This is a genomic window from Kitasatospora sp. NPDC094016 (assembly GCF_040304045.1).
Taxonomy (GTDB): Bacteria; Actinomycetota; Actinomycetes; order Streptomycetales; family Streptomycetaceae; genus Kitasatospora.
Genome location: NZ_JBEOUK010000025.1, coordinates 110684 through 122095, shown reverse-complemented (window position 1 = coordinate 122095; position 11412 = coordinate 110684). Strand labels below are relative to the sequence as shown.

General features: G+C 73.3%; 10 protein-coding genes. 5 read left to right on the top strand and 5 right to left on the bottom strand.

Annotated features, from left to right (window positions below; translation table 11 throughout):
* Positions 1–96: 96 nt before the first annotated feature.
* The gene (locus ABT015_RS23015; protein WP_350881941.1) at positions 97–618 is read right to left on the bottom strand and encodes a GNAT family N-acetyltransferase; all 522 of its coding nucleotides are present in this window, start codon (positions 616–618) and stop codon (positions 97–99) included.
* A 211-nt stretch (positions 619–829) separates the two neighbouring features.
* On the opposite strand from ABT015_RS23015, the gene ABT015_RS23010 reads away from it, so the two are divergent.
* Complete coding sequence (locus tag ABT015_RS23010; protein WP_350881939.1) at positions 830–1807, top strand: polysaccharide deacetylase family protein; 978 nt, start codon at positions 830–832, stop codon at positions 1805–1807.
* Between the two features lie 27 nt (positions 1808–1834).
* On the opposite strand, the gene ABT015_RS23005 is transcribed toward ABT015_RS23010, so the two are convergent.
* Genes ABT015_RS23005 through ABT015_RS22995 form a run of 3 tightly spaced genes read right to left on the bottom strand, consistent with a single transcriptional unit; the run spans position 1835 to position 4528 of the window.
* Entirely contained in the window at positions 1835–2278 is a 444-nt protein-coding gene (locus tag ABT015_RS23005; protein WP_402451239.1) for a YchJ family protein, read from the bottom strand.
* A gap of 60 nt (positions 2279–2338) precedes the next feature.
* Entirely contained in the window at positions 2339–3889 is a 1551-nt protein-coding gene (locus ABT015_RS23000; protein ID WP_350881935.1) for an FAD-dependent monooxygenase, read from the bottom strand.
* Positions 3890–3916: 27 nt separating this feature from the next.
* Positions 3917–4528 (bottom strand): acyl-CoA-like ligand-binding transcription factor, encoded by a 612-nt coding sequence (locus tag ABT015_RS22995; RefSeq protein WP_350881933.1) that lies wholly within the window; start codon positions 4526–4528, stop codon positions 3917–3919.
* A 255-nt stretch (positions 4529–4783) separates the two neighbouring features.
* On the opposite strand from ABT015_RS22995, the gene ABT015_RS22990 reads away from it, so the two are divergent.
* Positions 4784–5182 (top strand): cytochrome C oxidase subunit I, encoded by a 399-nt coding sequence (locus ABT015_RS22990; RefSeq protein ID WP_350881931.1) that lies wholly within the window; start codon positions 4784–4786, stop codon positions 5180–5182.
* 91 nt (positions 5183–5273) lie between these two features.
* On the opposite strand, the gene qcrB is transcribed toward ABT015_RS22990, so the two are convergent.
* Entirely contained in the window at positions 5274–6896 is a 1623-nt protein-coding gene (qcrB, locus tag ABT015_RS22985; RefSeq protein WP_350881945.1) for a cytochrome bc1 complex cytochrome b subunit, read from the bottom strand.
* A 395-nt stretch (positions 6897–7291) separates the two neighbouring features.
* On the opposite strand from qcrB, the gene ABT015_RS22980 reads away from it, so the two are divergent.
* The 3 genes from ABT015_RS22980 (at position 7292) to efeB (ending at position 11277) form a co-directional block, all read left to right on the top strand.
* On the top strand, positions 7292–7615 hold the full coding sequence (locus tag ABT015_RS22980) for a hypothetical protein (RefSeq protein ID WP_350881929.1): 324 nt from the start codon (positions 7292–7294) through the stop codon (positions 7613–7615).
* 207 nt (positions 7616–7822) lie between these two features.
* Complete coding sequence (efeU, locus tag ABT015_RS22975; RefSeq protein ID WP_350881927.1) at positions 7823–9949, top strand: iron uptake transporter permease EfeU; 2127 nt, start codon at positions 7823–7825, stop codon at positions 9947–9949.
* Positions 9949–11277, top strand: coding sequence for an iron uptake transporter deferrochelatase/peroxidase subunit (efeB, locus tag ABT015_RS22970; protein WP_350881925.1), 1329 nt, complete (start codon positions 9949–9951; stop codon positions 11275–11277). The genes efeU and efeB overlap by 1 nt, the downstream gene beginning before the upstream one ends.
* Positions 11278–11412 lie beyond the last annotated feature (135 nt).

Below are 11412 nucleotides of genomic sequence, written 5' to 3'. Positions count from 1 at the left end.
CCTCAAACGCGCCCAGCACCGCAACTGGCCACCACCAATACCGGCAACCGTCACGATCACCCAGCCGGCAACAACCTAAAGTCACCGGCATTGGGGTTAGCCGGCCAGCTCCTTGCCGTACCAGATCTGGGCGTACGGGCCACTGCTGTAGGCGGGGATCTCTCGGTAGCCGTGGCGGGTGTAGAGCGCGCGGGCCTCGACCAGGTCGAGGCGGGTGTCGAGGACGATCCGCCGGGCGCCGAGCGAGCGGGCGGCCTCGTCGACGACGGCGAGCAGCCGGGCGCCGCCGCCGGTGCCGCGCAGGCCGGGGCGGACGAACACCCGGGTCAGCTCGACGGTGTCGGCGTCGCGCCGGCGCAGCCCGGCGCAGGACTGGGCCGCGCCGTCGTAGTGGCCGAGCAGGAAGAGGCCGTCCGGTGCGGAGAGGTCGTCGCTGGGGGAGCCGGCCAGCCCCGACTCCAGTTCCTCGGGGGTGCCTTCGCGGCCGAGGTGCAGGCGGTAGTAGCGGTTGGCCACGTCGTAGTAGTACTCGCGCAGCAGGGCCAGGGCCTCGGGTGCGGTGACGTCCGCCGTGGTGACGGACCAGAGGTGGGCGGTGCGGGGCGCGGTGTCGGTCATGGGCGCATGATCGGTGGTCGCGGGCCCGGTCCGCAATCGGGTTTCGCACGGCCGCCCGGTCGACTCGCCTACCCGGCCGGTTCGGCAAAGGAAGGGCAAGACGCCCGGCGCGTCGTTGCCCCGCACGGGTGATGAGGGGATTGGCGGGGGTGCGCTGCGGGGGAGCAGTGCGTCTATGAACAGATCATCAAATCATCGCATTAATGCGGGTTTGAGGCGGATTCAGGGACGCGTCGCCGGTGGGCGGGCGGGTGTGCGGATCGGCCTGCTGGCCACCGTCTGCCTCTGTGCCGTCGCCGCCGGCTGCGCGGGGCCGGCCGACCCCGCGCGGCCGGCCGTCGTCCCGCCCGCGCCGGGTGCCGTGCCCGTCGTCGAACACGGGGTCGGCCGCCCGCCCGAGGCGCTGCCGGCGCTGCCGGGCCTGGCCCGCAAGGAGGAGGAGGCCGGCACCGAGGCGGTCGCCCGCCGGGAGTCGCAAACCCGGGCGGCCCTGGAGACCGCGCACCGCTGGGGCCTGGAGGCCCCGCCGCTGAAGGCGCCGCCGCGCCCGGCGACCAGGCCGGTGCTGGCCCAGTCGCAGGGCGTGAAGCTCAAGGAGGGACGGCCACCGGTCGTCTACCGGGTGCCGACCGACGAGAAGGTGGTCTTCCTCACCGTCGACGACGGCTCCGAGAAGGACCCGGAGTTCTCCCGGATGGCCGACGAACTCGGCATCCCGCTCAGCACCTACGTCTCCGACTACCTGGCCCGTGAGAACTACGGCTACTTCCGCGACCTGCACGCCCAGGGTGTGGAGATCAACAACCACACCATCAACCACCGCAACCTGAAGGTCCTCGGCTACGACGCCCAGCGCGACGAGATCTGCCGTCAGCAGGACCAGCTGGAGAAGCAGATCGGTGTCCGCCCCCGGCTGTTCCGGCCCCCGTACGGCGAGTACAACGACGACACGCTGCGCGCGGCGGCGTCCTGCGGGGTCCAGGCGGTGCCGCTGTGGAACGAGGAGGCCTTCCCGGACCGCATGGAGTGGCGCTACGACGACCGCAAGCTCCACCCGGGCGACATCATCCTCACCCACTTCCGGGGCACCGACCTCTGGAAGGCCTCGATGCCGGACCTGCTCCGCAAGGTCGTCAACGACGTCACCGCTCAGGGCTTCGCCCTCGGCCGGCTGGACGACTACCTGTAGGAGCTCGCCCGTCGAGGGCCCCGAGGATCAGCCGAGCGAGAGGGCGTCGAGGTACACCCAGGCGCCCTCGTGCCGGACGAACCGGCTGTGCTCGGTGAGCACGCCCTGCTCGCGGCCCTCGGTCCAGTGCGCCCGGAAGGCGACCGTGCCCTCCGCGTGGAAGGCGCCGCCCTCGGTGGTGGACACCACCTCCAGGCCGGTCCAGCGCAGCGCCGGGTCGAAGTCCACCTCGGCGGGCCGGGTGTCCGGGTGCCAGGTGCGCAGCAGGTAGGCCTCGTCCTGGGCGGCGAAGGCGCTGTACCGCGAGCGCATCAGGGACTCGGCGGTGGTGGCCGCCGTCTGGCCGCGGTGCAGCCGCCCGCAGCAGTCGCCGTAGGCGGCGGGCAGGCCGCAGGGGCAGGGGGAGGAGGGCAGCAGCCGGGGCGCGGCGGCGGCGCGGGGCGCGGGGTGACGTCGGGACATGCGGTCCATTCTCTCCTCCCGGCCCCGGCCGCCCCGACCGGGGCCGGTGGGGCGTCCGGGTGCGGGTGCTCAGCAGCGGGCGGAGTCCGGTTCGCCGAACCAGGCGCGCAGCGCGCGCAGCAGCCCGTCCGGATCCTCCTCCCCGGGCGCGGCGGCCCAGGCGATGTAGCCGTCCGGGCGTACCAGCAGCGCGCCGGCGGGCGGTTGCGGGCAGTCGGCCGTGAGGACGTCCACCCGGCCCTTCCAGCCGGCCGCGAGGTCGGCGAGCCGTGGTGGGCCCTCCGCGAGGTCGAGCAGCAGGGCCCGGCCGCCGCGGGCCAGTTCGGCGAGCCGGGTGGGGCCGGTGGCGGTGGTCAGCGGGAGGTCCGGCGCGAAGCCGCCGGCGAGCGGGTGCGGGCAGTCGGTGTCGTACCGGACGTCGCTGCCCGCCATGAGCGCGGCGATCCGCCCGAGGTTGTCCTGGTACGCGAGCAGCTCGCCGAACAGGGCGCGCAGGGCGGTGACGGCCGGGCCCGGGGACATCAGGGCCATCTGGGCCTGCGAGTGCATGAAGACCCGCTCGCCGATGGGGTACCGCTCGCGGTGGTAGCTGTCCAGCAGGCCGGGCGGGGCCCAGCCCCGGAGGTCGGCGGCCAGCTTCCAGCCGAGGTTCGCGGCGTCCTGGAGTCCGAGGTTGAGGCCCGGACCGCCGGTGGCGGCGTGCACGTGCGCGGCGTCGCCGACCAGCAGCACCCGGCCCTCGCGGTAGCGCTCGGCGAGCCGGGTGTTGTGTCCGACCTGGCGGCGCGGGGTGTGCGCGCCGGGCGTGTCGGCCGGGGCGAGCGGCAGGTCGGCGCCGGTCACCCGGCGGACGCTGGCGCGCAGTTCGTCCAGCGTGGCCGGCACGGTCTCGTCGACGGGTGGCCCGTCCCACTCCATGGTGGCCATCATGGCGAGTTCCGGGCTCATCGGGGCGAGCACGAACACGCCGTGCGCGGTGCGGGTGTGGGTGAACGGGCGGAACGGCGTCGGGCAGCCGGGCAGCAGCACCTCGCCGGTGTCGAGCACCTGCAGCCCCTCGGGCGGGCGCACGTGGGCGATGCGCGCGACGGGGTCGGGCGAGGTGACCCCGGGGAAGCCGATCCCGGCCAGTTTGCGGACGGTGCTGCGGCCGCCGTCGGCGCCGACCAGGTAGCGGGAGCGCAGCGGCGCCGGCCCGTCCGGTCCGTGGACCTCGACGGTCACCCCGGCCTCGTCCTGGGTCAGGCCGGTGACCTCGTGGCCGTGCCGCACGGTCACGCCGAGTTCGCGGGCCCGCTCCGCCAGGGCCTGCTCGATCCGGTGCTGCGGCACCGGCAGGGCGTACAGCGGGTTGCCGTCGAGCTCCCGGAGGTCCAGCGGGAACGCGCCGAACACGAAGCGGGGCACCGGGGTCGGGGCGCCCGCGCCGCCGAGCCGCTCGTACAGGCCGCGGTGGTCCAGCAGCCGGATCACCTGGCCGACCAGCCCGTTCGCCTTCTGCTCCGACGAACGTTCGGCCAGCCGGTCCAGCACCACCGGCCGGACTCCGGCCAGCGCCAGTTCGCAGGCCAGCATCAGCCCGTTCGGGCCGGCGCCGGCGATGATGACATCGTGGGTCATGGTAAATCCCCCTGTGCGACGGTGAGTTCACGAAGACGACGGGTCGGGGAGGCCGGCCGCCAGCTGCCGCAGTGCCTCCGCCAGGAGCGGTTGCAGCGGTACCGGCGGGTCGGCGCGCAGCCATACGTCGCTGGCCGCCTTGAGCGCGGCCAGGATGCCGGCGGCGACCAGTCTGGGGTGGAGGCCGCCGGGGTCGGCCCCGGTCCGGGCGGCCACCGCCGCGGTGAGCTCGGCCTCGGCGTCCGCGCCGGCGCGGGCCAGCTCGGCCTGGAGGGCCGGTTCGCGCAGCAGTAGCCGCACCGCGGCGGTCCACTTCGGGTCCGGCTGCTCCGCCGCGCCGTCGAAGGGCGCGAGGGTGGCCCGGGTGAGCGCCTCCCAGAGCGGTTCTGCCGCGGGCCGCTCGCGCAGCGCCTCGCCGACGAGCCGGATGCGGTCGCAGTGCCGGGAGACGATGGCCTCGGCCTTGCTGGAGAAGTAGTTGTTGTAGGTGCGCGGCGACACCCCGGCCGCGGCCGCGATGTCCTCCACCCGGACGTTCTCCAGGCCCCGTTCCACCGCCAGGCGCAGTGCGGCCCAGCTCAGTGCCTCCCGGGTCGCGGCCTTCTTCCGTTCCCGCAGACCGATCTGACTGTTCGTCACGACCACCACTCTCCCCGGAAGTCTGCGTGACGCGCAAGAGTGCGTGCCACGCAACTTTTTCCAGCCGACATCCCGGGCGGATCCGCTCCGGCGGGGTTGCGAGGAGTCGCGCGGCGGCTCGGCGAGTCGCCCCGTCCACCCGGGTGGTCACTGATAGTAGTGGCCTGGTTGCGGAGCGGTCTCCCGCGCCGGTTCGGCGGGACGGTTCGACAGGGCGTCCCGACAGCACACCTCGACAGGACATGAGGAGCGGTCATGGGTGGCAGACAGCGTCCGCCGGGAGCGCGGACCCCTCGGCAGGGCAGGCCCGTCGCGGGCGGCCGGGTGAACGCCCGGGCGGAGATCGCCCGGCTGGAGGGCTATCTCGCCTGGGAGGCCGAGGTGGCGGCGGCCGAACGGGACGCCCGGGCCTTCGCCGGGCAGTTCCCGTGGCTGCCCGCCGCGGAGCGGGAGAGCCTGGAGCAGGCCTACGCCGCCGACCGGCTGCGCTACGCCGAGGAGGTCGTCGACCGCGCCGTCGAGCGCTGCCGCCGGTTGGCCGCCCGCTACCGCAGCGAGTGCCGCCGGATCTGCGCCCGCTGGGCCGCGCTCTGCCTCTCCGTCACCCTGGCGGCGGCGCTGTTCGCCGTCGTCCCGGCGGCCCTGCGGGCCTGACGTGCGGGCCCGAGCCGGGCCGATCCGCAGGCACGCCCGAGGGCCCGCCGCGCCGTCATCGGCGCGGCGGGCCCTCGGGCGTCCGCGGGGATCAGTGGTGGCCGTGGCCGCTGCTGATCTCCTGGTGCTCCTCGGCGGTGGGCTTGGCGATCTGGCTGCCCTCGCCGTAGAAGCCGCGGGACAGCTTGGCCCTCGTCCGGGCGAACAGTCCGGCCTTGCGGACCACCCCGTTCTCGTCCACCTCCGGCGGCAGGTCCTCCGGCTGCGGCTGCTCGTGCGCGGTGAGGGTGAACATCCGGCCCGGCGGGAGCGGGGCGTGCACCTCGACGAACTCGCCGTGCTGGAGCCGGTTGATGACGCCGGTCTCCCGGCCGTGCAGCACCTTCTCCTTGTCGCGCCGCTGCAGGCCCAGGCACCACCGCTTGGTGATCACGAAGACGACCACCGGCACGACGAAGAAGCCGGTGCGCACCGCGTAGGTGATCGCGTTGATCGACAGGTGGAAGTGGGTGGCGAGCAGGTCGTTGCCGCCGCCGGCCAGCAGGATCAGGTAGAGGCCGATCCAGGCCGCGCCGAAGGCCGTGCGCACCGGTGCGTTGCGCGGCCGGTCGGCGATGTGGTGCTCGCCGCGGTCCCCGGTGACCCAGGCCTCCAGGAACGGGTAGCACCAGATGATCAGCAGCACGGTCGGGAAGATCATCAGCGGGACGAACACCCCGAGGTTCAGGGTGTGGCCGCCCCAGACGCTGATCTCCCAGCCGGGCATCACGCGCACCAGGCCCTCGGAGAAGCCCATGTACCAGTCCGGTTGGGCGTCGGTGGACACCTGGTCGGGCCGGTAGGGGCCGTAGGCCCAGATCGGGTTGACGGTGGCGATCGCCGACATGAACGCGACCACGCCGAAGACGAGGAAGAAGAAGCCGCCGGCCTTGGCCATGTAGACCGGCATCAGCGGCATGCCGACCACGTTGTCGTTGGTCCGGCCGGGCCCGGCGAACTGGGTGTGCTTGTGGTAGAAGACCAGGATCAGGTGCGCCGCGAGCAGGCCCACCATGACCCCCGGGATCAGCAGGACGTGCACGGTGAACAGCCGCGGCACGATGTCCTGGCCGGGGAACTCGCCGCCGAACATGAAGAACTGCAGGTACGAGCCGACGATCGGCACGGCCAGGACGGCACCCTCCATGAACCGGATTCCGGTGCCGGAGAGCAGGTCGTCCGGCAGCGAGTAGCCCATGAAGCCGTCGAACATGCCGAGGAACAGCAGCAGCGCGCCGAAGACCCAGTTGATCTCGCGGGGCTTGCGGAACGCGCCGGTGAAGAAGACGCGCATCATGTGCGTCAGCATCGAGGCGACGAACACGATCGCCGCCCAGTGGTGGACCTGGCGCATCAGCAGGCCGCCGCGCACCTCGAAGCTGATGTCGATGGTCGAGGCGTAGGCCTCCGACATCTGGATGCCCTTGAGCGGGACGTACGAGCCGTCGTAGATGACCTCGCCCATGCTCGGCTTGAAGAAGAGGGTCAGCCAGACGCCGGTGATGATGATGATGACGAAGGTGTAGAGCGCGATCTCGCCCAGCATGAAGGACCAGTGGTCCGGGAAGATCTTGCGCAGATTGGCCTTGGCCAGGGAGTAGATGCCGACCCGGCCGTCGGTCCAGTCGGCCAGGGCCTCGGCCTTGTTCGCGGGGTTGGCGCGCGTGCTGGTCACCGGTCCCGGCTGCGACTGCTGGTCGGTTCTCACGACGGACTCCCCGGCGTCCTCGGCGTGCCGGGCTGGAGGCCCGCCGGCAGAGACGCCGGCCGGCGAAGTGTTGTGATCATGGGACCTCTCGATACGGGCCCGCCGGCTGAACCGGCACGCGGAGCGGGTGACCCACCGGCCCGTTGCTCAGGGTGATGAAGCGCTTACTCTGTCATGCTGTCGGCAGGGGGCCGACTGTGCACGTCCATCGGTCCGTACGGCCGCGCGTGTCGGGCCGGACGGGGGGTCCTGGCGTCCGATCGGCCGCCGGACGGGTGGCGGTGCTGCGCCCGGGTGCCGCTGAACCGTTTCGGCGCGCGCCGCGTCCGGAGGTCGCGCGATACCGGGCCTACGCTGCGCCAATGGTGGATCACCCTGAACTCTTCGAGGACGTCACCGCGGCCCTCGCCCGCGCCGGAATCGACGCCGGGCCGGGCCCGTCCCTGCTGCGGATCGGCCACCGGCCGCCGGGGGTGGCGGTCGGCTGGTCGCCGGGGGAGGTGCCGGACGGGCCGCCGTCCCGGGGAGCGCGCGAGGCGGTCAGCGGTGCGGCCGCCGTCGTGCTGCGCGAGTGCGGCTACCTGGTCGCCGAGACGGCCGGCGGCGAGCTGCTGGTGACGCCCGCCGCCGCACCGGTGGCGGTGCCGGCGGAGCCGGAGACGGTGCCGGAGCAGTGGTGGGGCTGAGCCGGGCCGACTCGGCAGCCCTCATACCGAACCCTTACCTGAACAGGGGGTCCTGTTGACCACGGTGACTCTAAGGTTTGCCTAAGCTAAGTCGAAGCGCCCTGGACCCTCGTGTCCGGGGCGTTCGGCTGTGCCGCGCCGCCGCCACCCGCGGCGGGCCGCCGAGTTCAGGTACGACCCGGGGTGACCGGGGGAGGAGCCCGCTGCATGTGGGATGAGGCGTTTCCCAGTTTTCTGATCGGGCTGCGCGAAGGTCTGGAAGCCGGACTGATCGTGTCGATCCTGGTCGCCACGCTCGTCCGCTTCGGACACAAGGCCCGGTTGCCGCAGGTGTGGACCGGCGTCGCGGCGGCGATCGCGCTCAGCCTCAGCTTCGGCGCAGTGCTCACCTTCACCGCCGCCAACCTCTCCGGCCACGCCCAGGAGGCGTTCGGCGGGGTGCTGAGCCTGATCGCGGTCGGCTTCGTCACCGCGATGGTGTTCTGGATGCGCCGCTCGGCGCGCACCCTCTCCGCCGACCTGAAGGAGAAGGTCCAGGCCTCGCTGGCGATGGGCGCCGGCGCACTGGTGCTCACCAGCTTCCTGGCCGTCGGCCGCGAAGGCCTGGAGACCTCGCTCTTCCTGTGGACCAACGTGCGCACCGCCGGGGAGTCCACCGGGCCGCTGCTCGGCGCGGCCGTCGGCCTGGTGCTCTCGGCCGGCCTCTGCTGGGGCCTGTACCGGCGGGCGCTGAAGATGAACCTCACCCGGTTCTTCACCATCACCGGCGCCGGCCTGATCGTGGTCGCGGCGGGCGTGCTCGGCTACGGCCTGCGCGACTTGCAGGAGTCCGGGCTGGTCGGCGGCGGCAGCTCGTACGCCTTCGACCTGAGCGGCCACCTGGACGCCTCCTCCTGGTACGCCACGCTGGTGCAGGGCACCCTCAACCTGACCGTCACCATGACGGTCCTCCAGGTCGTCGGCTACCTCGCCTACCTGTGCATCGTGATGACGCTGTTCGTCGAGGGCGTCCGCGGCGGCAAGACCGCGCCGGCCGCCGGGAAGGCGGCGCAGGGTCAGGGGACGGCACAGGGCGGGGAGACGGCGCAGGGTCAGGGGACGGCACAGGGCGGGGAGACGGCGCAGGGCGAGAAGGCCGGTGCGGCCGCGCCCGAGGGCGCCGGGCCGGTGCGGTCCGGGCGGCCGCGCTGGGTCGTGCCGGCCGCGCTGGTCGCGGTGCCGGTGGTGGTCGCCGGGGCCGTGATCGCGGCCAGCGACGGCAAGCAGAGCAGCTCCGCCACCGTGTCCGTCTCCGAGCAGGAGTGCGGCAAGGGCTTCGGCACCCCGCTGCCCGGCCAGCAGGTGTTCCAGATGCACAACACCGGCGCCAAGGTCTCCGAGGTCTACCTGGTCAACCCGGCCAGCGGCGCCGTCTACGGCGAGATCGAGGGCCTGGCCCCCGGCACCACCCGCGCGCTGACCGCGACCATCGGCTCCGGCGACTACGCCTGGCGCTGCGTGCCCACCGGCGGCACGTCCGTCACCTCGGCCGCCGTGCACGTCACCGGCGGCGGCCAGGTCAAGGCCGTCAAGCCGGTCGCCGAGGACGACCTCAAGGGCCCGCTCGACGCCTACAAGGACTACGTCGGCAAGGGCCTCGCGACGCTGCTGACGCAGACCCAGAAGCTCCAGGCCGACGTCCACGGCGGCGACCTCGCCACCGCCAAGGCCGACTGGCTCACCGCCCACCTCCAGTACGCCTCGCTCGGCGCCGCCTACGGCACCTTCGCCGACCTCGACGGCAAGATCAACGGGCGGCCCGACGGGCTCGCCGACAAGGCCCAGGACAAGGACTTCACCGGCTTCCTGCGCCTGGAGTACGGCCTGTGGCACGGCCAGTCCGCCGCCGACCTGACGCCCGTCGCCGACCAGCTGGCCGCCGACGTCGCCAAGCTCGGGCAGGACTTCCCCGGCCAGGACTTCGACCCCGGAGACCTCCCGCTGCGCGCCCACGAGATCCTGGAGAACACCCTCCAGTTCGAGCTCACCGGCGACACCGACCAGGGCAGCGGCACCAACCTGGCCACCACCCAGGCCAACCTGGCCGGCACCCGGGAACTGCTGACCGTCCTGCAGCCGCTGCTCGACGAGCGCGACCCGCAGCTGCTCACCCGCGTCGACGCCGGGATGAAGCGGGTCGGCGACCTGGTCGCCGCCGCCCACAAGCCCGAGGGCTGGACCGCACTGGAGCAGCTCCCCGCCGACGCCCGCCGCCAGCTCGACGGCGCCACCGGCGAACTGCTCGAAGACCTCGCCCCCATCCCCGCCCTGCTCGAGATCCGGAAGGCCGCCTGATGACCGACCACACCGCTGCCACCGGAGGCTCCTGCCCGTTCCCGCACGCCGCCGTGCCCGCCCCGGCCGTCGCCGAAGGCGGCTGCCCGGCCGGCCCGGCCCGCCGCAGCTTCGTCCGGACCGCCCTCGGCGCCGGCGCCGGAGCGGCCGTCCTGGCGGGCGGGGCGTTCACCCTGGCCGCCGGCCCGGCCTCCGCCGGGGACAGCCGCCAGGCGAAGAGCGGGGCCGTCCCCTTCCACGGCGACCACCAGGCCGGCGTCATCACCCCGGCCCCCGGCTACGCGGCCTTCGTGTCCTGCCAGGTGATAGCCCAGGACCGCAAGGGCCTGGAGGACCTCCTCAAGACCCTGACCGAGCGGATCCGCTTCCTCACCGCCGGCGGCACCCCGCCCGACCTCGGCGTCGGCGCGCCGCCCGCCGACAGCGGCATCCTCGGCCCCACCGTGCCCACCGACAACCTGACCGTCACGGTCGGCGTCGGCGCCTCGCTGTTCGACGACCGGTACGGGCTGGCCAAGGCCAAGCCGACCAAGCTGGCCCCGATGAAGACCTTCCCCAACGACAATCTGCAGGCCGCCGAACTCCACGGCGACCTCTCGCTGCAGATCTGCGCCGACCGTCAGGACACCGTGCTGCACGCGCTGCGCGACATCACCCGGCACACCCGCGGCGCGATGCAGATCCTCTGGCGGATCGACGGCTTCCAGAACGAGTCCCGCCCGGACGGCGCCCAGCGCAACCTGCTCGGCTTCAAGGACGGCATAGTCAACCCCGACACCACCTCCGCCCGCGAGATGGACCGGCTGATCTGGGTCACCGACGGGCTGGGCGAGCCCGCCTGGGCGACCGGCGGCAGCTACCAGGTGATCCGGATCATCCGGATGCTGATCGAGTTCTGGGACCGCGTCACCCTCTCCGAGCAGGAGAAGATGTTCGGCCGCCGCCGCGACACCGGCGCGCCGCTGGACGGCCGCCAGGAGACCGACGCGCCGGACTACGGCAAGGACCCGGAGGGCAAGGCGATCCCGCTCAAGGCGCACATCCGGCTCGCCAACCCGCGCACCGCCGACACCGACACCTCGCGCATCCTGCGCCGCGGCTTCAACTACGACCGGGGCGTCGACCAGGCCGGCAACCTGGACATGGGCCTGGTGTTCTGCTGCTACCAGCAGGACGTGGTGCGGCAGTTCGAGGCCACCCAGACCCGGCTCATCGACGAGCCGCTGGTCGACTACATCTCGCCGACCGGCGGCGGGTACTTCTTCGTCCTGCCGGGCGTGAAGGACAACGCCGACTGGCTCGGGCGCGGGCTGCTCGCGGCGGTCTGACGGCCGTCTGGCGGCCGTCTGACGGCGGCCTCACGGCGGCCGACGTTCGCCGGGCCCCGGGCCCCGGGTGCCGCCACGTGCCCGGGGCCCGGCGGCGTTGCGCGCGCCCCGGTGCCGTGACGCGGGCGGGAGTTC